Source organism: Mycobacterium basiliense (assembly GCF_900292015.1).
Classification (GTDB): Bacteria; Actinomycetota; Actinomycetes; order Mycobacteriales; family Mycobacteriaceae; genus Mycobacterium; species Mycobacterium basiliense.
Window position 1 is genome coordinate 509,045 of the sequence record NZ_LR130759.1, and the last position, 21,022, is coordinate 530,066.

Consider the following 21,022-nt stretch of genomic DNA (forward strand, 5'->3'; position numbering starts at 1 on the left):
TGGTCCCATACCGAAATCGCGCCGAATAGGCCAAGTTCCTTAGGTACTTTCGGTACGTGTCGGACTTGTTGAATCACCAGATCGTGTTGCGCCGCCGCCCAACTGGGCTTGTCCAGCCCGACGACACGGTGCTGGTCGCCATGGAAGCGCCCGAGCCGGCGGACGGCGAGGCACTGCTGCGTACCACCTACGTTGGCATCGATGCCGCCGCCCGGACCTGGCTCGATGACCAGCCCGGCTACCTTCCCCCGGTGCGCCTCGGCGAGGTTATCCGGGCCGCGGGGATCGGTGAGGTGGTCGAATCACGTTGCGACGCTTACGCCGTCGGCGACGTGGTGACCACACTGACGGGCTTCCAGGAGTACGTGATTATCCGCGACGACGTGTTCAGCACGCCGATTCCGGGCGAGGACGACCAGTTGGCGATCATGTCGGTGTACGGCCCGACCGGGGCCACCGCCTACTTTGGCATGACCGACATCGGCCGCCCGCAGCCCGGTGAGACGGTGGTGGTTTCGGCCGCGGCGGGCGCCACCGGGTCGGTTGCCGGTCAGATCGCCAAAATCGCCGGAGCTCGCGTGATCGGCATCGCCGGTGGACCGGACAAATGCCGGGCTGTGGTCGAAAACTTCGGTTTCGATGCGTGCATCGACTACAAAAACGACGATCTGTCGGCGGCGCTCAAGGCACACTGTCCCCGGCGCGTCGACGTGTACTTCGATAACGTCGGCGGGCCGATCCTCGACGCCGTGCTGGGCCGGCTGGCGCCCAAGGCTCGGGTGGTGCTGTGCGGGGTCATCTCCAGCTATCTGACCGGCGAACATCCCGGGCCGGCCAATTACGTCAACCTGCTGTCCAAGACCGCGCTCATGCAGGGATTCAACGCGCTCGACCAGTGGGGCCGGTTCGACGAGGCCTTCGCCAACCTGCGCAAATGGGAGGCCGAAGGACGCCTCCGGCACCGTCAGACCATCTATGACGGCATCGAGTCGTGCGTCGTCGCGCTCAACGGATTGTTCACCGGGGCCAACATCGGCAAGACGCTGGTCAAGCTCAGCGAACCTGGCAGCGGGTAGCGCGACGCGCAGCGCGGCATCCCGGGGGGCCGTGAGCGGCCACCACTGCTGAACTGGTGCGACCGCGGAGGCACTCGCCGGAGTCAACGTAGTGCCGCATGAACTGCTATCGTCCCTTGCTTATGCCAGAGATTGACCGTCGCCGAATGATCATGATGGCGGGATTCGGCGCGCTGGCGGCCGCGATCCCGGCACCTAAAGCCGCAGCTAGCCCCTCCCTACCGGCCGCGCCGGCGGGCCCGGTGCCCGCTCCGGCCGCACCGCCCGCGGGAGCGACACCGGGGTTTTTGTGGCATGACGAGTTTGACGGTCCGGCCGGCTCGGCTCCAGACCCGTCGAAGTGGCAGGTGTCCAGCCACCGCACGCCGATCAGGAACCCGGTCGGGTTTGACCGGCCCGAGTTTTGGGGGCAGTACCGCGACAGTCGCCAAAACGTGTTCCTCGATGGCAACTCCAACTTGGTTCTGCGCGCCACCCGGGACGGCAATCACTACTTCGGCGGCCTAGTCCACGGTCTGTGGCGGGGCGGTATCGGGACCACGTGGGAGGCCCGAATCAAGTTCAACTGCCTGGCGCCCGGCATGTGGCCCGCCTGGTGGCTGTCCAATGATGACCCCGGTCGCAGCGGCGAAATCGACTTGATCGAGTGGTACGGCAACGGGACATGGCCGTCGGGCACCACGGTGCACGCAAATCCGGACGGTACCGCATTCGAGACATGCCCGATCGGTGTGGACGGCGCCTGGCACAACTGGCGGGTCACGTGGAATCCCAGCGGCATGTATTTCTGGCTCGACTACGCCGACGGGATGGAACCGTATTTCTCGGTTCCCGCCACCGGCATCGAGGATTTGAACGAGCCGATTCGCGAATGGCCGTTCAATGACCCCGGATACACGGTGTTCCCGGTGCTGAATCTTGCGGTTGGTGGTTCCGGTGGTGGCGACCCCGGGGCGGGTTCGTACCCGCAGGAGATGCTCGTCGACTGGGTGCGCGTCTTCTAGGGGCGATTCCCACAGCGGGAAGCGTTTTTCCGACGGAGAGACGGTGTTGTGCAGGTCCTGCTCTCCGGACTGTGCGGCGCTGCTTCCGGATCGCCGCCTGCGCCGCGCGGGTCTGACGGCTTGCCCCGGGAGGCAGCATGGAGTTCTTGGTCGACATGACCACCCACGTTCCCGATGGCACAGCAAACGACGACATCGACAAAGTCCGTGCCCGCGAGGCCGCGCACTCCCGGGAGCTAGCAACCCAGGGATATCTGCTTCGCCTGTGGCGTCCGCCCCTGCGGCCGGGTGAATGGCGAACTCTCGGGCTTTTTGCGGCCGATGACAGTGCCCGGCTGCGGCGGGTGCTGGAGTCGATGCCGTTGCGGGGCTGGCGTACTGACGAGATCACGGCGTTGGGCCCGCACCCCAACGACCCGGCGGGCGCGGGCGTCATCCCCCGACCCGGCAAGGGACCCGAGTTCCTGATCACCATGACCGTTACCGTGCCGGCAGGTACCTCGGAGCGCGCACTCGACGACGCCAACACGCGGGAGGCCCACCGTGCGCGACAGCTGGCTGAAGCTGGACACCTGGTGCGGCTTTGGGTGTTACCGGACGGACCGGACGCCCGCACCTTGGGCCTATGGCGAGCCCGTGATCCTGGCGAGCTGATGGCGATCCTGGAATCGCTTCCGCTCTCGGGCTGGATGACCATCGAAACCACGCTGTTGAGCCCGCATCCCAACGATCCGATCCGCCTGCACTAACTCGCAGCCCAGTCGCTGGCGACCTGGAGAACGACGCCCGGTGGCTAGGGTAGAGCGAATGAAGGGCCGGCGCTGGCAACGCACGCGCAGCATTAAACAGATCACCCGGGGACTGGGCTCCCTGGACCGCGAACTGTTCGACGCTATCGCTGCGAGCCCGACGCCGTTGCTGGACACCTTCATGCCGCCGTTGACTCGAGCGGCCGACCATTCCAAGCTGTGGTTCGGCATCGCCGGGGCATTGTTCGCCTCGGGGAAGAGTTCTGCCCAGCGCGGCGCGATCCGCGGGGTGATAACGCTGGGAGTCACCAGCTTGTTAACCAACCAGGTCGCCAAGCGAATCCGCCAGCGCCCTCGTCCCGGATATGACGCGGTTCCGCTGCTCAGGCAGGTCCGGCGGCGGCCCACCTCCAATTCGCTGCCGTCCGGTCATTCGGCCAGCGCAGCTGCGTTCGCGGTCGGGGTGGGCTTGGAGAGTCCGCCGCTGGGCTTCGGACTGGCGCTGCTGGCAGGTTTGGTCGGATTGTCTCGGGTGGCGACCGGTGCGCATTACCCGGGCGACGTCGTCGCCGGATTCGGCATTGGTGCCGGCATAGCCGTGCTGGGCGGCCGGCTGGTACCGCCCATTGTCGAAACCGACTTACCCGCAACGGAACCGCTGCGGGTAAGTACGCCGCAACGCCCGAATGGCGCCGGGGTGGTGCTGGTGATCAACCCGGCGTCGGGTAGCGGAAACGGGGCCCGCGTCATCGAGGAAGTACGTGCAGGGCTGCCCCAGGCGGAGATCGTCGAGCTGGCTCCCGACCAGGACCCGCAGCAGGTCTTACGTGGCGTTGCCGCTCGCGCCGAGGTGCTCGCGGTCGGCGGCGGTGACGGCACCGTGTCCACCGCCGCGGCGGTCGCCACCGACGCGGGGCTGCCGTTGGCCGTCTTTCCCGCCGGAACGTTCAACCATTTCGCCAAGGACATCGGCTGCGACACCGTGGCCAAGACCATCCAAGCGATTCGACGCGGCACCGTGGCCCGCGTTGACCTGGTGTGCCTCAACCAAAGTCGGATGGTGGTCAACAATGCCAGCATCGGTGCATACCCCAAGTTCGTCCAGCGGCGAGAAAAGCTGGAGAAACGCATTGGCAAGCCACTGGCCAGCATCTACGCGATGCTGCAGACGCTGCGCAAGGACCAGCCGGTCCGGATCAGCTACGACAACAAGACTGTGCAGACGTCGTTGTTTTTTCTGGGTAACTCGGTGTACTTGCCGACCGGCTTCGCTCCATCCCGTCGCACTCGGATGGATGACGGCCTGATCGACGTGCGCATCCTGGAAACCGGTCCTCGGCTGGCGAAGGCGCGCATACTGGCCGCGCTGGCGCTGGGGCGATTGGAGCGCAGTCCGCTCTACCATGAACTGCAGGTACCCGAATTCAGTTTCACCGCAGTCGACGGCCCGACTGTGGTCGCCCATGACGGCGAGGTCGGCGACCGATACGAAAAAGCCAGCTTCGCAGCGCAATACCGGATTCTTGCGGTCTTCCGACCGCTTCCCAGCGACTAAACAAACCCCTCGGTCAGGTCACGCACCTCGGTGTAGTGGCGTAGCACGTGCGGCACCGGGCCGGCGGTAGGCTTCGGCTGCCGGCGGCTTCTTGGCGACCGTGATCGCCGCCAGCGGAACCAGGCCGACGGCCCGCTTGTCGAAGGGGACAGCGCGGACGGTGCCACCGTCGAAGAAGACGACTTCACGCTGACGCCCACCGGGGACGCGGCAAAACCGAGCGCAACTGACCAGTTGGTGGCCGCCATCCTGGGTACCCGGGAGGGCGCGGACCAGGCCGGTCATCAGCTGACGTCGATCGGGGTGACCTGGACCGATCAGCTCGATGCGGACGAGCTGCGGAAGGCATTGGCGGCGCGCAAAGTCGACAACGTCATGCTGGTTTCGGCGTTCTTGGCGGCGGTGGCGATGGCCCAGGCGGTCGGACAAGCTATTGGCTACGAGCGCATCGCGATGCTTCTGGTAGAGCCCGGCAGAGCGACGCTAGCCATGATCGATGCCATCGACGGATCTGTTGCCGACGTGCACAAAGAACCACTTGGCGGTACCGACGCCGCAGCTGAGCTGATCGCGTTGGTCTCGGGCGTGGATGGGCTGGAAGCGCGACCCGATGGGCTGGTCTTGATCGGCTCGGGCGTCGACATCGGTGCGAGCAAACCGCAGTTGGAGGCCGCGACAACGCTTGTGATCAGCACGCCCGAGGAGCCGGAGACAGCGCTGGCCCGCGGGGCGGCGCTGGCAGCTGCCAACACTGCGGTGTTCAACTCGTCCACCGCCCCGCTTGCCTACCTGCAGAATTCCGAGACCGACCCGGTGTCACCCCGCTATTGCAGTGTTTATTCCGGTGTTGCCGCTTCGGCCGGTGCCGCGGCCGGTGCGGAGGAGCTGGCCTACAGTGCGGTACCGGACGAGGACGCCGACGCCCTCACCTCGGTGATGGACACGACGGACGGTGAGCGCGGGCAGCGCAGGCCCGCGCTGCTGTTCGGCAGCGCGGCTGCGGTGGCAGTCATTAGCGCGGTGATCGCGATGGAAATTTCGTTGGCGATCGGGATGCGCTCTAGCAGCATCGCTTTGTGGCCAACGCCGGGCCAACATCTGATCGTCCCAACGCAGCGAGTTCCGGTGCCACCGGCTGTGGCCTCCGCTCCCCAGCCGAGACCCGTTCGTCAGCCGGTCCAGGCCGGCACGCCCTCAACGGTGGACGCTTTCTCTCCCACTCTGCCGCCCGCGGCAGCGGTTCCGACCGATCCACCGGCGCTGGTTCCGGTAGTGGCGCCCGCGCCGGACTCTTGGGTACCGATCTTCGTGCCGGCCACCAGCCCTGCGCTGCACACCGAATCGCCACCGTTGGCGCTGTCTTGGCTAGCTCTTCTCACGCCGCAACGTCCTGCGCGTGTTTCGGGGTTCCCATGGCCGGTTCCCCTTCCGGTGTCGCCTTTGCCGTCGCCGGTTCCGGTTCCGGTTCCGGTGTCGCGGTCGCCTGTGGTGGTGTCGCCGTCGCCGGTTCCGGTGTCGCGGTCGCCTGTGGTGGTGTCGCCGTCGCCGGTTCCGGTGTCGCAGGCGCCGACGCATGTCCCCGTAGCACACCCACCTATTCCCGCTGAGGTGTCGCAGCCACCGGCCCCCGTTGTGCAGCCTCAATCCCCGGATGACTTGCCCGCGTTGGATGCGCCGCCGATCGCCGGCTTGCCCGGTCTGGACGTTCCACCTGCTCCTGGTCTGACCGGCTCCGGCGGTGCACCCGTTCCTGGTTCACCGGGCATCGAAGCTCCACCGGCCCCCGACTTGCCGCTGACCGTGCCCCAGATTCCGCAGACAGTTACGGTGCCGGCGCAGGAGCCATCGGCCAGCCTTGGTGGGGGAGGCATCTCTGGCGGTGGCGGTGGAAGTGTCACCGGCGGTGGCGGAGCGCCCAGCCTCGGCGGTGACGGTGGTGTCCCGAGCGGTGGGGGCGGCGGCTTTGGCATCGGCGGCGGAGGTGTGTCGAGCGGTGGTGGGGTCTCCAGTGGTGGCGGTATCTCCAGTGGTGGTGGGGTCTCCAGTGGTGGTGGTACCTCCACCGGCGGCGGGCATCCTAGACCGCGCCCGCCGGCTAATTCGGTCCACGGCCAGACGATGCGTTGCGCACCGCGGGCTCAGTCCTGATCGAATGGCCGCAGCAAGCGGTCGCCATGTGGATTGGATTTCCTAGCGGCTCGGCGCAACCGCGACAACGTTCCGGTCTGGGTTCGGATGTAGCCGAGCGTGTCGGCATCAAGCACGCAAAGCCACAAGCGGCGCGGTCGCGTTGATGCCGGCCAAGCCGAGCATCTTCGGTGGCGTCACGCGTGGGGACGTCATAGGAGAACACCGTCGACGATCTTGCCCGGAACGCGTGCGCGGCTTCTAGCTGTTTGACATCCTCGAATTGCGCTTCGCAGGCCGCCAATTCGTCTTGATTTGGCGCTTGCTTGTCCGCGACCCAGCGGCCTTGGCGTCCGAAACGGAGGTGTCTGCTTTGGTGGTTTTCGTCGCACGAGTGCTTCTGGGTGTGATCTTCACTGTGGCTGCCGCTACCAAGCTGGCAGACCGCGGCGATCATCGTCGGGCGGTCGCCGGATTCGGCGTGCCCCAAGCTCTGGCCGGACCGCTGGGGTGGGCCTTGGTACTGGCGGAGCTGGCTGCCGGACTGATGCTGCTCGTGGGACCGTTTATCCGAGTCGGCGCCCTGACTGTAATGGTGCTGGCCGCGGCGTTCAGCGTGGCGGTGGTGGTCAACCTCGCGCGTGACCGACGGCCTGCCTGTCACTGTTTCGGGCGGTTCTCTTCGGCGCCCATCGGGTGGACGACGGTGGCGCGCAACGGGTGCATCGCGGCGGCGGCCGCGTTCGTGGCGCTGGAAGGTCAATTCGGTTGGGGGTTCTCGGTGCTCACGATCACGCTGCTGGGGCTGTGGATCGGGCCCAGAGTGCGGCGGAACTGGCGCGCGCGAGCGGGCGCTGAGGCTCCGGGCTTTGTACTGCCGGACACCGACGGTCGAACCTGGACGCTCGAGGCGTTACTAGAGCCGCAGCGTCCGCTGGTTCTGGTTTTCAGTCAGACCGGTTGCAGCGCCTGCGATGCCCTGCTGCCCGAGATAGCCGAATGGCAGCGTGACATCGACGATCTCCTGACAGTCGTGGTGGTCAACGGTGGTCCGGTAGACGACGCACTCGACCCGCAGGGCCCGTCAAGGGTGCTGGTCGACGAGTACCGGGCCACGTTGGCCGGCTACGGCATCACCGCCACCCCCAGCGCGGTGCTCATCGTCGGCGAACGAAAACTGGTTGCCGCACCTGCGCGCGGGGCGGGCGCGATCCGAGCCCTCGTTGACCAAGCGCGCAGCCTTGCCGACGAACGGCGGTTTACCCGCCGCCGAGCCCTGGGCCGAGCGATGGCCGGCCTGGCGTCGGCCGCTGCGGTGCCTGGCGTCGCGTCCACGTTTGGTGCCGCCAACAAGGCCAGCGCTTCGCCCACCGGTGGCCCGCTTCAGGTCGGCGATGTCTGGCTATGTGATCAGACCTATGCGCTGTGCACGTCGGCGCCGTGCGTGCGCTCCGACACCGACCCGGGCATCTCGGTCTGTGATTGTGTTGTGCTGAACGGCTATTCGATGGGCTTTACGACCTGCGATCAGCGCACGCCTTCGGGCCGGAAGGTGATTTCGACGTTCTCCACCGACAACGTCAACGAGAACTTCGGCATCATGTCCTGTCCGTCGGGAGTGCCGTGGGCCAATTGCCTGGACATGGTGTGTGAGGTCGATGCCGCGAATCCCGCACGGGCACAATGCATGTGCCAGACGGTGACCGACAGCGCGTCCAAGACCTTTGGGGGCGGCTGCGACGCCTCCCGGTGTGCAACGACGATCTGGTCGGCCGCCACCACCGACCTGCCCGGAACCGAGCAGTACCGCACCGGCATGAAGCAACTCGGTCGATCGGTGAACTTTCCGAAGACATGCGGTAGCTAAGGTACGTCGACGCCAACGGTCCGTGGAGCCGACGACGGGAATCGAACCCCCGTAATCAGCTTGGGAAGTCGATTCGATAGGTCCAAGCGGGTCCATGCCCGTCCTGCAACTCGAGGCGGGAGGAGCGTTGAACTGCGCAAACATCCTCGGTGCGTCCAAGTGTGTCCGCATCTGTTTGGCGTGAGTTCAGGTCGAGTTGTGATACTCACGTGATACCGAGGCTCACCGCCCGCGCGGCGTGTCGCATATTGGGTAGGCCCGTGACCAGCCAATACAGCCACTTGGGTGTAGACCGGTCTACAAAATCGGTTGTGGCACAACATATTTCGCCGGTAGCGTACAGCACCATGACCACCACCACCGAGTGCACGCTCTGCACCGTCCCGACAGACCGCACTGACGGCACCTGCGCATTCTGCGCCGACTACACGCCACCGGCACCCGCCGACGCCGTTACCCCCTACAGGCGCGGTCATAAAAGGCGGCGGCCCGACCAGCGGCCACCAGCTTGACGTCGATGTCGACCCAGAGGCACCCGGCGCCCCAGCAGCATTCATCGACTGTGACGGCGAGGTAATGCTCGACACCGAAGGGCTGCAGCGCCTGGCCGTCGCATGTCAGCAGGCGGCCGAACGGCTGCGGCGGCTCGGCGCGTAAGAGCGCCGCGGGGTCAAACGAGCTTGAGTCGGTGCGCCGCGGCTTCGAGATCGTCTCGAAATTTATCGAGACTTGCGAGGGTATACATGCCGTCGATTTGCTTATTCGCCCAGAGGGCATGAATGCGTTTCAAATCCGCCTGCCGTGATTTCCAGCCAATACCGTCGATCACAGCAAAAACAAATTGTGTTGGAAGGCGGACCTCCGCCATTTCCTCAATCTCACGAACGGCGTCAGTGAGCTTGCTGCCGGTAGAGTCAAACCCTTTTGCGGCAACCACGATGAGTGCGTTCTTGTCGTCAGGGACGATCAAATCTGCGGGCGCGGTCCGATTATTGCGGCCTGTGTAACGCGACCGGGCGACCCACGACAGCCCGAGATCCTCGGCGATAGCGGCGATCTCGTCCTCGACCTTGCGTCCTGACGCTTGACCACCAAACGCAGTGACGCGCGGCCCGGCACGTGCAATGAGCACATCGGCGAAACCGTACTCGCGGACAATCTGCGTGCGCAGCAGCCGGAGTAGGTCGAAGTCTTCGTCGAGCACGGTGATCAAGTCTGTGGCGCGCGTGCGGGCCAGCGTGACAAAACCGGACGTGTCCAGCTTGTCGCGCAGCGCGTTCTTGAGTTTCTCCTGCGACAGGCCGACCACCAGGCCGAGCACCGCCACCCAATCAGGATGGGCCGCAACCCAATCCGCCAGAGCAGTGGTTTCGACAGTCTGGATTGAGGTAAGGCTTGCGACGGCCTCGCGGATGTTCTCTGCTTCCGGTGTCGACGCGGTTGGGTCCACGTGGGCTGTTAGCCGCCCCAGTGACGCCAGATAGCTCTCAAACGAAACCGCGTCGCTCACTTACTAGTCCCGTCCGATGAAAATATATTCGCTTACGTCGCGGCGCGCGGCGGCCACGTGCGTGCCAAAACTGTACTTATGGTCCACCGCGATGGTTTCCACCGATGGCTTGACCTTGCCAAGGAGGTCGCGGATTCTGTCGGCGTCCGGGATTGCATTCGACGAGTAGGAAAGCACGATTGCTCCTGCGTGCTCGAAATGCTCGAACGAGCGCAACAGGGCATCTTCAATGGTGCGCTTATACGCGAATGGAGTGAAGCGCTTCTCCAGCTTCTTTGTTTTGGTGTGCTCCATGATGGTGACGCCACGCCAATACACGCTCAGACCCTCAAGGAAGTGATAGCGCTTGATGTAATCGTTGTCGTCGCTTGGCGGCGCGTAGGGAGGATCAAGATAGACCAGATCTGCTGTTGATTCGGGGATCTCGAACACGTCCCCGCGACGCGCTCGGCTGCGCCTACCGTTGCTGAACACTGTTGCGTTGTAATCGGCGGCGCGCTCGCGGAAGTGTTCGCGCAGCGTCATTCGCAGGTCGCGGCGACCGTCGGCATAGCGGGTGCCGTCGGTGAAGGTGAACACTCCTCGGGGCTGTTTGCGAGCCGCTGAGAGGATCAGAGCGGCGAGAGCGAGGTCTCTGCGGTGGCCGGTAAGCGTGTCGATGTGGGACCACGCCGAGTCGAGGAATTGGCGATCTTCGGCGGTGAAGTACAACCCATCAAACTTCGTTTGGATGAAATCGCGATCATCGGCTGGCGGCCCGCAAATCTGGTCAATGAGTTCCGGTTCGAGTCGAACAGCCGAGTTCTGAACGGTTGCCGATGCGATGACCGACGGGAAGTTCAGGAAGTCGTTTGCAGTGACCGCGTACCCCTGGGCTTTGAGGAGGTATGACACGACGCCAGAGCCCGAAAAGGCATCGACCGCCGTAGTCCCGCCGATCTCGGCGAATACTCGTTCTAGGTGCGGCAACAGCCTGTATTTGGAGCCCATGTAACGGAGCCGCGGGAATCGCTGGGCCTTCGCGACGATATCGGTTGAGGTCATCTCGACACTTTGGCGCGGCACTCCGACAGGTTCCCACAGGAAAGCTGCGGATCTAGGTAGTTGGGCGCGGTGTGCCGCCGCCGCCGTGATCGGGTCATTCGTCGGCCGCGCCTATGCCTCCCTGGTGTCGGTGCGGCGGCCGATTGAGACGAGTCCCTCGGCGGCCGGGTCGAACGGCTCATCGGGCATCGCCATAGCGGCCTCAAGGCCCGGTGTGTCGTGCTTGTCGAGCCACTCCCGCCCGGCGGCCTGCCAGTCGGCGTAGGCGGCCCAGTACGTCGCTTCCCAGTCAGTCGAGCCCACCGGGGGCACAGAGGCGGGCAGCCAGTCGGCCGGGTCGTACACGCTCAGCCAGCCGGGCGGCTCAGCCACCGGTTTCGTCGGGCCTGCCGGGGTCCGTCGTTTGCGTCGATAGCCCACCGGGTCAGCTCCCGTCGATGTCGTCGAGGGCGCCCTTCGGCAGGCCCAGCGCGCCGACCACCTTCGCCAGGGCGAGGGTCTGTTGCCGGCCCTGGACGGCCGCCGGGTGCACACGCGGGCCCTGCGCAGAGTCAATTACCGCGCCGCTTTCGGCGACTTTTGCCCGCAGATCGGCCAGAAAATCGCGGATCTTGCAGGCTTCCTCCAACAGCGCCAGTTCGGGCGCGTCCAGCTCGTATTCGCCGGTCACCGCGTCCCACAGGCGGCGGCCGGGTGTGCTCAGGCCGCGGGGTCTATTCGCCATCAGGCACCCCCAAGGCCCGTATTTTCAAGGATCTCGGGGGTAGAAACCCGCCTACGCCACGGGAGGCGGCCGGGTGCGTTGCGGGGTCACCCCCCACCCCCTTGCTGGCCTGCGGCGATGGGTGTAGACCAGTCGACGCCGGCGGTTTGCTCGGCTGTCGTGGGTGTGATCGTGGTGGTGTCATCGTGTGGGCTACCTCGTCGCCCTGGTGCTCGTCGTCATGTTGGTGGGCCAGGTGGCCCGGCCGTGTTCACGCGCCAACGTCGGCACGGCCGGGCCTACCTGGGTGCGGTTCCCGGTGAGCTTCCCGCGCGGGAGAAAGGAGCCGAAAGGCCACGGGTGATGGCGCTCACCGGCCGCGGTCTATCCGGCGAACGCGCGGGCGTTGGCGTTCTGCTCCCGCCGGATGTGTTCGCGCTGCTCGGCTTCGGCCTTCTCGCGTTGGTAGGCGGGTTGGGCGGCCTCGACAGCTTCGGCCTGCGTGGGGAACCACAACGTGTTCTTGCGGCTGATCCCGTCGAGGAACTGCGCGGCGACGCTGGGACCGCGGCCGGGCTTGTCGGGGTTCTTCCAGCGGGAGGCGTCGACCGGCCCGACGCGCAGCGACTCGTAGCCGCCGCGGTACAGGTAGCCGTCGCGCAGGCTGTAGAGGGTGTCCAGTTCGGCGGCCACGGTGTCGACCTCGGCGACGAGCTGCGCGCCTTTGTGGTCGCCGTCGCGGACGAGCTGCATCACGTCTTGGCTGGGCAGCTTCGCGGCCGCGGTCAGGTGCTCGATGGCCTTATCTGCCTGCGCTTTGAGCTGCGGATAGATGTCGTCGTGGGTGTCGATGACGGCGGCCAGGACGGCCAGGGCGGCGTCTACCTTGGTGTTTTGGTGTTCGGCGGCGTGGCGCTGGTGGGCCAGCTCGGCGAGCAGCAGGCCGTTGATGTGGTCGGCGTCGCGGTCGGCGAGGATGGCCTCGCGGATGGCGTTCTGGGCGGGCGGCTTCGGTGCGGTGTCCTCGATGCGGGTGAGGGTGTCGACGGCGGTGGCCACCGGCTTGGGCAAGACGATTTTGCGGTCGGCGAGCTGATCGAGCAGGCCGTGGGATTGAAATAGTGCGTTGTTTCGGCTGTTCTTCCAGGGTTGCATTTGTGTTGTTTCCTAACGGTTTTCGGGTTAGTCGTGGTATTGGCGTAGGGCGGCTGCGGCCTGTTCTTTGGTCGCCTTGCGGGGGCGGTCCAGGCCGCGTGATCGGCGCATTGCGGCGGCGGCCCGTTCCATCGGGTCGGCGGGTTCTTCGGGTGGCCGCACGCGGGCCAGGAGGGTGTCGAACTCGTCGGCGGGCATGTCGCGCAACTGCTGCTCGACGTGTGGGTCTAGTTGTTCAGCTATTTCTGTTGTCTCTCAGCATCTTTCATGTATTCGCGGACGGTGCGGGTCTGGAACCACAGGCGGCCGCCGAGGTGCTTGCCGTCGAGGTCGGCGGCGTGGCGCTGGACCTTGCGGGGGTGCCAGCCGAGCATCCGCGCGGCTTCCTTGGTTCCGATCCACTCACCCGAGTTTGTTGCATCACCCGGCGACACGTGTCGCGTGCGCGACACGTCGGCCATCACGTCGGCCATTGGGCAGCGGTGGATCGTTTCGAGGCGGGACAGCAGCGCCGTAATCGACGGTGGCACAGGGCGGCCCATGATGGCGCGGCGGTCGCGGAACTCGCCGAGCCCGTAGAGGGCGGCGCGGATCTCGTCGGGTGACAGTTCGGCGGTCACTGGTCGATTGGCTTTCTGCTGCGCCCGGCGGGCGCCTGGGCGAAGGCGTAGCGGGCGGTGTCGGTGTTGGCGGCCAGCTCGGGCCAGCGGCGCCGCCAACGCGCGGCCCCGTGACCGGATACGTCGACATATGTCGAAACACGTTGCGGCTGTTGGCAATGCGGTGTAATCACCGCTTCTTCGGCGGGTGTCGGCGGCCTGCGGAAGCAGGCGACGCCCAGCCAGCGGGCGCGGTCGATGTCGCGGCGCTGCTGCAGGTGCTCGACTCGACTACTGCGGTCGATGAGGCCGACGACACCGGAGTGGGCGAGGTGTCGCGCGGTGGCCTGGGTGGGCGTCTCCGCGGCGGGCTCGGGGTTGGCGGCGTCGTTGGTCATGCGGAAGTCTCCGATGCGTTAGAGCGGCTCTCAGCGGCAGGCCGGGGGTGGTCGCGCCAGCAGGACAGTCGGCCCGTGCGCACGTAGTACGTGGCCCGGCGGTTTCCGTCGGACAGGGTGACGCGCGGGCCGCCTCCCCCGGCACGGCGGCCGCCGCTGGGGTGCTGCACTTTGAGGATGCGGCCGCGCCAAGTGCGGCGGCCGCCGTGCGTCAGCCGATCAAGGGACCGCACCCGGCCGCGGTTACTGCGCTGGTACGGCCAGCCGCCTGGCAGCGGCTCCCACAGTTCGACCCCGGTCATCGGGGGGCCACCGCAGCGGCGTGCAGTGTTTGGTGGGCGTGCCACGTGCAGGCGACGCCAGGACGGGCCACCGGCGATTGGCAGACGGAGCCGTTGAGGCGTGTGCGTCCGCAGCGGGGCTGCTGGGGGCCGCCGGGTTCCGTCGGTGTTGGGTCGCGCCGGGTGGTGCTCATGCGTTCCTCTCGGTCGGGGACTTGTTTGCTGGCTGGGCTGGTCGTTACGCGGGCAGGGGCCGCTGTCTGCCGTCGGGGTGCCAGTCGCGACAAGGTGTCAGGCAGACGGTCATACATGGCGCGAGTGTCGCGAGTGGCGCAACTGGGCTTGAAGTGCAGTAATGACCTAGATGTTGCAATTAGACGTGCCAGTCGCGACATGTCTGTGTATTTGGCGCGAGTGGTGGCACGACTGGGTTGCTGACTCACGCGGTGGCCCCCGTTTCGGGTGCGGCCGGAAGCGACCACAGTGTGCGCGACGGCATCTCGCGGGTTCGCTGCACGGCTACGTCCAGCTTCGGGGCGCACCGTTGGATCATTCGCAGCGAGGAGCCGAATTCGGCGCCCGCCGCGAATACGTCGGTGCTCGTCGATTCGCCGTGCAGGGTGAGGTAGCCCTTCAACCATTTCTGTCACCGCTCGACGCCGGACTCTGTGCGGGTGGCTGATCTGATCGCCGGGGGCACCAAAACGGCCAAGGGCCGCACACGGCGGCCGTGGGGCGCGATCGCGGTCAACAAGTTCGTTCAATCGGTCGCGATGGTGTTGGCCGACGCGCAGCGCCAGGGCCTCGTTGCCCGCAACGCCGCCGAGCACGTCGACCCGGTTGCCGCCGGACACAAAACCGTCGACACCTACACGGAGGCCGAAGTGCAGACGCTTCTCCGGTCGCTCGTTAACGACCGGCTCGGGCACGCGTGGGAGTTGGCGTTGTGCGGGCTGCGGCGCGGTGAGATCGCGGGACTCCGGTGGTCCGAGGTCGACCTCGACGGCCGAACGCTGTCGATCGCCAATAACCGGGTCGACGCGGGCGGCAAGGCGGTCGAGAACGATCCGAAGTCGGCGATGTCGAGGCGCACCCTGCCGCTGCCCGACCGTCTAGTGACTGTGCTGCGGGCCGCGAGAGCCCGCCAGGCCGCCGAACGGCTGGCGGTCGGCTCGTCGTACCGATCAGGCGCCTACGTCGTCAGCAACGAGGTGGGCGACCCGTATCACCCGCAGGTGTTGTCGCGGTACTGGCAAGACGCGGTCAAGGCCGCCGGGCTGCGGCCGATCAAACTGCACGCCGCGCGGCACACCGCGGCCACCGCGATGCACCTGCAGGGCATCCCAGTGGCAGTGATCGCGGCGTGGATTGGTCATAAGGACGCCAGCCTGACGATGCGGCTGTATGCCCACTCGCAGGACGATGCGTTGAAGGCTGCGGGGGCGACTTTCGATCGAGTTGTGATACGCACGTGATACTGAGCGCTCAGCCGCCGACGTGCGAATGGTGTTGCTGCAGGTGAGGTATGGAGCCGATGACGGGAATCGAACCCGCGTATTCAGCTTGGGAAGCTGATGTTCTGCCATTGAACTACATCGGCGCGGTTGCTCCGAAAGGCTAGCACCCAGCGCGTGGGCCGTTCAGCCGGAACCGGGTCATTCCATCACTCCCAGGCTGTAGAGGAGCAGGAACCCGGCAAAGAACATCACCGCCATCCATGGCCGCTCGTCCACCTCGTGTGCTTCGACGAGCAGTTCCTCGACGACCAGCCACAGCAGTGCGGCCGCGGCGAAGGCCAAGACCAGGGTCACCACGGCGCTTCCGGCTCCGGCGAGCACCACTGCACCCAGCACGGCCCCTACCGCGGTAGCCAGGCTGACTCCGCTGGTGATCAGTGCGGCCCGGACCTTGGGGATGCCGGAGCCCGCGAGGCGCAGTGCTACTGCCAGGCCCAGGAACAGAACCTCAACCGTCAGAGCGATGGTGATGATGACCGCGGTGCGGTTGGATACCGTCGCGCCGGTCGCGACCAGCAGCCCGTCGATGAAGAGGTCAACGGCGACCACCGCCAGGAACCCGAGGGGCAGCTGCCCCCCGGCGGCCGTCTCGGCGTGATCGTGCTCGTCGCCTTCGCCGTGGTCCCCATGGTCTTCGAATTGACGAAACCAGACCAATACCGCAACCCCCGCACTAAAGCCAACCACGATCAGCCACAGCGGACCTCGCGCGCGCAGATCGGGCAGCACCTCTCCGGCCACGGCGGCCATCACGACACCGGCGGCGAAATGTTGCACGCCGCTGACTAGTGCCGCTGACGGCTTACGCACCAGCGCGATGACACCGCCGATGATTCCGGCAAGGACGGGGAAGGCGACCAACGAAGTGGCCGTGGTCACGCTGCTGATGTCAACCTCCCGGGTTGGGTCGAACTTCTTGGCGCGTTGTTTGAACCCGCCTGAACCTGCTTGAACATAGCCTCGTTTGGCGACCAGCGGGGTGACGCGACCCGATAGACAAGAATCGGATAGCGAAACACTCAAACGTCCAGGAGACCGATCAATCGTGTACATCGTTCCGACGCCCCAAGCGGCAGAGGCGATGCTGAGCCGAATGCCGCCCGGCCCGTTGGTGGTGTTGACCTTTTCCGCCTTCACGACGTCGCCGAGTGTTCGGCCACACCGGAACTTTCACCCGCCACCCCGGTCAGTGGTCGCGAACTCTTCGATCGCTACGCCGCTGGCATGGAACCGGTGGCGGCCAAGGTTGGCGCCGAGCGCGGCTTCGTGGCCGGCGGTCGATCCTGCTTGATCGGACCCCGAGGAGCGCTGGGATGTTATTCAGTTTGTGCGGTATCCCTCCATCGAGGCTTTTCGTTGCGTTGCTGGCCAGTGCCGACGTGCAGGCCGCTCTTCCGCACGGTTCGCGATGCTGGAGGACCCCCGGGTGATACCCATGATCGAACGCCCGCACTGGAAATGCCCGCATTAGAAGGGAGCGTCATGCCGAAGGTATTGGTCACTGGTTTCGGACCGTACGGCAACACACCCGTCAACCCCGCACAGTTCACCGCCGAGGCCGTGGATGGTTGCACCATCGCCGGTGCGACGGTGGTCTCGCGGATAATGCCCAACACCTACTTCCATTCGGTGGCGGCCGCCCAGCAGGCCATCGCCGAGGTCGGCCCGGATGTGGTGATCATGTTGGGCGAATATCCGGGACGGAGCATGCTCACCGTGGAGCGGATCGCGCAAAACGTCAACGACTGCGGACGGTACGGCCTCGCCGACGGCGACGGGACGGTTCTGGTCGGTGAGCCCACGGATCCCGCCGGCCCGGTGGCCTACCACGCGACCGTACCGATTCACGCGATGGTGCTGGCCATGCGCAAGGCCGGTGTACCGGCCGATGTCTCGGACGCCGCGGGCACCTATGTCTGCAACCACCTGATGTATGGCGTGCTGCACCACATCGCGCGGCACAAGCTGCCCATTCGCGCCGGCTGGATCCATCTGCCATGCCTGCCCAGCATTGCCGCGCTAGATCGCAACCTGGGCGTGCCGAGCATGTCGGTGGAAACCGCGGTAGTGGGATTAAGGGCCGGCATCGAAGTTGCCGTACAGCAAGAGGCCGATATCAGCGAACCGGTCTTGTCCCGATTGCAGATCTGAGGCACCCGTCTTTTGGTCGCACCGCCATTACTTGACGGCCGACCCGACAAACCCCCTCCTGACCTGCCTAGATAGTGCACACCAGGGCCGGTCGGTATTACCAGCCGCGGGAGCGCGGAACCCGTGATCCGCGGCATAGCATTTTCACAAAATGGGGGTGTTTATTATTTCGTTATCATGTCGTAATCTGCTACCCGTGGGTCGGCACGAGTTAGCTAGGAAACGGCGAAAGCCGTCGGTATTGCTGGCTGCCGTCATTGCCCCCGCCGCCGCCTTCTTCGCGGGGGCCGGAGATGTCGCACTCGCCACCGACCGCGATGCCGCCGGGCCCGCGGTCGAGGACGGGCCCTGTTGCGTGGAGATCGTGTCCGCAGCGCCCATCGAAGTGTCGTCGCAAACCATGAGCGGCGCTGTCGGGAGGGGATTCGCGGCCCGCCAGTTTGCCTCCGCATCAAGGTTGCGAGTGCAGCCCCGATTCTTGCCCGCGGGGGTGGCCCCGGAACGGGGCCTACAAGTCAAGACGATCTTGGTGGCGCGCAGCATCAGCGCGGCTTTCCCCGAGATTCATGAAATCGGCGGAGTGCGAGCCGACGCGCTGCCATGGCATCCCAACGGTCTGGCGCTGGATGTGATGATTCCCAACCCCGGCAGTGCCGAGGGCATCGAGCTGGGCAACGAGATTGTCGCGTATATGCTGCGGAACTCGGCTCGGTTTGGGATGCAAGACGCCATCTGGCGCGGCGTCTATTACACGCCGACCAGCGCGCGCCGCAGCGGGGCCGGCCACTACGACCACGTCCACATCACCACGACCGGGGGCGGCTACCCCACCGGCGGGGAAATGTACCTGCGCTGACCCGGCGCAGCACGCCACGAACCAGCAGCAGCTACGCTCGTCGGGTGCTGCTCTCTGATCGTGACCTCAGAGCCGAAATATCCGCCGGGCGGGTGGGCATCGATCCCTTCGACGACAGCCTGGTTCAGCCGTCCAGCGTCGATGTGCGACTGGACTGCATGTTCCGGGTCTTCAACAACACCCGATACACCCACATTGACCCCGCGCAGCAGCAGGACGAGCTGACCAGCCTGGTGGAGCCGACCAAGGGTGAACCGTTTGTGCTGCACCCGGGTGAGTTCGTGCTCGGCTCGACGCTGGAGATCTGCACCTTGCCCGACGATCTCGCGGGACGTCTGGAAGGCAAATCCTCGCTGGGTCGGCTGGGATTGCTAACCCACTCCACGGCCGGTTTCATCGATCCCGGATTTAGCGGTCACATCACCTTGGAGCTGTCCAACGTCGCCAACCTACCGATCACCCTGTGGCCGGGCATGAAGATCGGCCAACTGTGCATCTTTCGATTGACCAGTCCGACGCAGCACCCTTACGGCAGTTCGGGAGTAGGGTCGAAATACCAGGGTCAGCGGGGGCCCACACCGTCTCGGTCATACCTGAATTTCATACGGTCCACATAGCTGGGGATTGTGGTGCGGCCGAGCTTCGGCGGCGAGAATAGATAGTCATTGGGATCTGGCGATCCGCGCTGTGTTCTCCTCCGCATCGACCGTGGGTTGCAAGGCCTTGGGAGGGGTTGTGGACGTTGTACTGGGGGTTTCGTTGGCGCCGGCCGCGGTCCGGATGGCGCTGGTGGAGGGTCAAGACGGTAACGGCCTGATCGTCGAAGAGGACAGTTTTCCGGTTGGCGGGGATTCGACCATTCGCAGCGCAACCGATCAGGTGATCGACGCGATTCTGGGCACCCGAGAGGGTGCGGCCGAGGCCGGTTTGCAGCTTTCCGCCATCGGCGTGAGCTGGACCGATCACTTGCAGGCCGCCGCGCTGCGTGACGCCTTGGCCGTGCGCAAGATTGAGAACGTCATGCTGGTCTCCGGATTCTTGGCTGCGGCCGCGCTGGGGCAGACGGTCGGGGGTGCGGTCGGATATGACCGGACCGCCGTGCTGTTCATCGAGCCCGATACGGTGACGTTGGCCGTGGTGGATACCTCGGACGGTTCGGTCAGCGATGTGCGCCAGCAGCTGTTGTCCGCAGACGATGACACCGCCGTGGCCGAGGTGGTCGCCCTGGTCGCGGCGGCCGAGTCCATGCCCGCTCGCCCGGACGGTTTGTACGTGGTGGGCACGGGCGTGGATGTCGCCATGATCAAACCGGTGCTTGATGCCTCCACGTCGCTGACGGTCAACGTCCCCGAGGAACACGAGATGGCCCTGGCCAGAGGCGCGGCACTGGCTTCGGGCAATGCGCCGTTGTTCGCATCCAGCACGGCGGCCCTGGCGTACGCGCAGGACGTGCGTACGCCCGACTTCTTCGATCAGGATGAGCTCGGCTATCACGACGTGGTCGAGGAGGACTCGGCCGGGCGCAGGTCAGGACTGTTGGTGGGCAGCGGGCTGGCGGTGGTCGCCACCGCTGCGGTGGTTGCGCTGGAAGTTGCCCTGGCGATGGACATTCGGCCCACGGTCGCGCTGCAGCCCAGACCCAACGAAAACCACCTGGTAGCGCCGGCGGAGCCGGCTGAAGTGCCCACTCAGGTCGCGGCTCCGGCTCCGCGGATCAACGTGCCACAGCCGTCGTCCGGGGTCCCGCAACTGCCGGCGCCGTTGCCGGCGGCCTCGATTCCGCCAGCTCCGGAGGCGCCGGATCTGCCGGCCGCGGCCGAACCGATATTCGGTATGCCGGCCGCTCCGGTGGTGCCGGCGCCGCGGGCGCCGGATCCGATTGTCGCCATTCCGCCGCTGGTGCCGATTGTGGTCCCGCCGGTGCGTGTGCCCAACGCGGTGAGTCCCGCGGTGCCCAAGGCTCCGACCCTGGTGCCCCGCCAGCAACCCCGGCTGCCGAAACCTCGCGTGCAGGTCCCGGTATCACCACCGCGAATCGTGAACCCAATTCCCCGGGGGCCGATAGGCCAGACGCCACCCGGTCGGGGGTCATCACCCAAACCTGGGCGGGTCGCCGGCGGTGGTCGGGGTGGCCATGGCCCAGGCGGCCTGTTCGGGGGCGGTGGCCACGGTGGGCCGTTTGGTGGTGGCGGTCACGGCGGCTTCGGCGGGGGCCACGGCGGTGGCTTTGGCGGGGGGCACGGCGGCGGCTTCGGCGGCGGCCACGGGCGACACTAGCTAATTTTGCACAAGGCTTTCCTGTTCGCTGTGCGGCGTTGACGCCGCCATCTGCGGCTCCTCTGGCAAACGAGACACCGCGGAGGGTGCCCATCTGGTGCGTAGAATCGCGATACGGGTTGGGGACCCAGGCACGTCTCGCATCAGGTTTCT

Annotated in this window: 23 protein-coding genes and 1 tRNA gene; 11 read left to right on the plus strand and 13 right to left on the minus strand. The window is 66.0% G+C overall.

The features are described from left to right. Positions 1-56: 56 nt before the first annotated feature. The 4 genes from MB901379_RS02300 to MB901379_RS02315 all read left to right on the plus strand — a co-directional run bounded on the left by MB901379_RS02300 (position 57) and on the right by MB901379_RS02315 (position 4,384). Complete coding sequence (locus MB901379_RS02300) at positions 57-1,076, plus strand: NADP-dependent oxidoreductase (RefSeq protein ID WP_158015177.1); 1,020 nt, start codon at positions 57-59, stop codon at positions 1,074-1,076. Positions 1,077-1,192: 116 nt separating this feature from the next. Continuing rightward, entirely contained in the window at positions 1,193-2,080 is an 888-nt protein-coding gene (locus MB901379_RS02305; RefSeq protein ID WP_158018886.1) for a glycoside hydrolase family 16 protein, read from the plus strand. A gap of 137 nt (positions 2,081-2,217) precedes the next feature. Further along, positions 2,218-2,829 carry a muconolactone Delta-isomerase family protein gene (locus tag MB901379_RS02310; RefSeq protein ID WP_158015179.1) on the plus strand — a complete coding sequence of 204 codons (612 nt, stop codon included), beginning with the start codon at positions 2,218-2,220 and terminating at the stop codon, positions 2,827-2,829. Positions 2,830-2,887: 58 nt separating this feature from the next. Continuing rightward, positions 2,888-4,384, plus strand: a complete 1,497-nt coding sequence (locus tag MB901379_RS02315) for a bifunctional phosphatase PAP2/diacylglycerol kinase family protein (protein WP_158015180.1) — start codon at positions 2,888-2,890, stop codon at positions 4,382-4,384. A gap of 18 nt (positions 4,385-4,402) precedes the next feature. On the opposite strand, the gene MB901379_RS02320 is transcribed toward MB901379_RS02315, so the two are convergent. Next, the gene (locus MB901379_RS02320; RefSeq protein WP_158015181.1) at positions 4,403-4,669 is read right to left on the minus strand and encodes a hypothetical protein; all 267 of its coding nucleotides are present in this window, start codon (positions 4,667-4,669) and stop codon (positions 4,403-4,405) included. Between MB901379_RS02320 and MB901379_RS02325 the strand changes: the two genes are divergently transcribed. Together MB901379_RS02325 and MB901379_RS02330 are read left to right on the plus strand one after the other, a co-directional pair. Then, entirely contained in the window at positions 4,574-6,532 is a 1,959-nt protein-coding gene (locus MB901379_RS02325) for a DUF7159 family protein (RefSeq protein ID WP_456319948.1), read from the plus strand. The genes MB901379_RS02320 and MB901379_RS02325 overlap by 96 nt on opposite strands. Before the next feature lie 355 nt (positions 6,533-6,887). After that, the gene (locus MB901379_RS02330; RefSeq protein WP_158015183.1) at positions 6,888-8,378 is read left to right on the plus strand and encodes a MauE/DoxX family redox-associated membrane protein; all 1,491 of its coding nucleotides are present in this window, start codon (positions 6,888-6,890) and stop codon (positions 8,376-8,378) included. Positions 8,379-9,048: 670 nt separating this feature from the next. On the opposite strand, the gene MB901379_RS02340 is transcribed toward MB901379_RS02330, so the two are convergent. From MB901379_RS02340 to MB901379_RS02385, 10 genes are all read right to left on the minus strand, one after another. After that, complete coding sequence (locus MB901379_RS02340) at positions 9,049-9,888, minus strand: DpnII family type II restriction endonuclease (protein WP_158015185.1); 840 nt, start codon at positions 9,886-9,888, stop codon at positions 9,049-9,051. A gap of 3 nt (positions 9,889-9,891) precedes the next feature. After that, complete coding sequence (locus MB901379_RS02345) at positions 9,892-10,932, minus strand: DNA adenine methylase (RefSeq protein ID WP_232021966.1); 1,041 nt, start codon at positions 10,930-10,932, stop codon at positions 9,892-9,894. Positions 10,933-11,043: 111 nt separating this feature from the next. Further along, on the minus strand, positions 11,044-11,235 hold the full coding sequence (locus MB901379_RS02350; protein WP_158015186.1) for a hypothetical protein: 192 nt from the start codon (positions 11,233-11,235) through the stop codon (positions 11,044-11,046). A gap of 121 nt (positions 11,236-11,356) precedes the next feature. Further along, positions 11,357-11,656, minus strand: a complete 300-nt coding sequence (locus tag MB901379_RS02355) for a hypothetical protein (protein ID WP_158015187.1) — start codon at positions 11,654-11,656, stop codon at positions 11,357-11,359. 363 nt (positions 11,657-12,019) lie between these two features. Then, positions 12,020-12,790 (minus strand): hypothetical protein, encoded by a 771-nt coding sequence (locus MB901379_RS02360; protein ID WP_158015188.1) that lies wholly within the window; start codon positions 12,788-12,790, stop codon positions 12,020-12,022. 27 nt (positions 12,791-12,817) lie between these two features. Beyond that, the gene (locus tag MB901379_RS02365; RefSeq protein WP_158015189.1) at positions 12,818-12,988 is read right to left on the minus strand and encodes a hypothetical protein; all 171 of its coding nucleotides are present in this window, start codon (positions 12,986-12,988) and stop codon (positions 12,818-12,820) included. A gap of 41 nt (positions 12,989-13,029) precedes the next feature. Continuing rightward, a complete protein-coding gene (locus MB901379_RS02370; protein ID WP_158015190.1) occupies positions 13,030-13,410 on the minus strand; it encodes a hypothetical protein in 381 nt (126 codons plus the stop codon). After that, positions 13,407-13,787: a hypothetical protein gene (locus MB901379_RS02375; protein WP_158015191.1), complete on the minus strand. Its 381-nt coding sequence runs from the start codon at positions 13,785-13,787 to the stop codon at positions 13,407-13,409. The genes MB901379_RS02370 and MB901379_RS02375 overlap by 4 nt, the downstream gene beginning before the upstream one ends. Then, complete coding sequence (locus MB901379_RS25240; protein WP_408632350.1) at positions 13,784-14,089, minus strand: NUMOD4 domain-containing protein; 306 nt, start codon at positions 14,087-14,089, stop codon at positions 13,784-13,786. Before MB901379_RS25240 ends, MB901379_RS02375 begins: the two co-directional genes overlap by 4 nt. A gap of 418 nt (positions 14,090-14,507) precedes the next feature. Beyond that, the gene (locus tag MB901379_RS02385) at positions 14,508-14,705 is read right to left on the minus strand and encodes a hypothetical protein (RefSeq protein ID WP_158015193.1); all 198 of its coding nucleotides are present in this window, start codon (positions 14,703-14,705) and stop codon (positions 14,508-14,510) included. Positions 14,706-14,742: 37 nt separating this feature from the next. Between MB901379_RS02385 and MB901379_RS02390 the strand changes: the two genes are divergently transcribed. Next, positions 14,743-15,543 (plus strand): tyrosine-type recombinase/integrase, encoded by an 801-nt coding sequence (locus MB901379_RS02390; RefSeq protein ID WP_232021967.1) that lies wholly within the window; start codon positions 14,743-14,745, stop codon positions 15,541-15,543. Positions 15,544-15,594: 51 nt separating this feature from the next. On the opposite strand, the gene MB901379_RS02395 is transcribed toward MB901379_RS02390, so the two are convergent. Then, positions 15,595-15,668: transfer RNA gene (locus MB901379_RS02395), tRNA-Gly, on the minus strand. A 55-nt stretch (positions 15,669-15,723) separates the two neighbouring features. Next, on the minus strand, positions 15,724-16,560 hold the full coding sequence (locus tag MB901379_RS02400) for a ZIP family metal transporter (RefSeq protein WP_232022067.1): 837 nt from the start codon (positions 16,558-16,560) through the stop codon (positions 15,724-15,726). Positions 16,561-17,067: 507 nt separating this feature from the next. On the opposite strand from MB901379_RS02400, the gene pcp reads away from it, so the two are divergent. From pcp to MB901379_RS02420, 4 genes are all read left to right on the plus strand, one after another. Next, complete coding sequence (gene pcp / locus MB901379_RS02405; RefSeq protein WP_158015194.1) at positions 17,068-17,736, plus strand: pyroglutamyl-peptidase I; 669 nt, start codon at positions 17,068-17,070, stop codon at positions 17,734-17,736. 196 nt (positions 17,737-17,932) lie between these two features. After that, the gene (locus tag MB901379_RS02410; protein ID WP_158015195.1) at positions 17,933-18,592 is read left to right on the plus strand and encodes a hypothetical protein; all 660 of its coding nucleotides are present in this window, start codon (positions 17,933-17,935) and stop codon (positions 18,590-18,592) included. A 44-nt stretch (positions 18,593-18,636) separates the two neighbouring features. Further along, the gene (gene dcd / locus MB901379_RS02415) at positions 18,637-19,209 is read left to right on the plus strand and encodes a dCTP deaminase (RefSeq protein WP_158015196.1); all 573 of its coding nucleotides are present in this window, start codon (positions 18,637-18,639) and stop codon (positions 19,207-19,209) included. 163 nt (positions 19,210-19,372) lie between these two features. Further along, positions 19,373-20,869 carry a DUF7159 family protein gene (locus tag MB901379_RS02420; RefSeq protein WP_408632351.1) on the plus strand — a complete coding sequence of 499 codons (1,497 nt, stop codon included), beginning with the start codon at positions 19,373-19,375 and terminating at the stop codon, positions 20,867-20,869. The last annotated feature ends 153 nt before the right edge of the window (positions 20,870-21,022 follow it).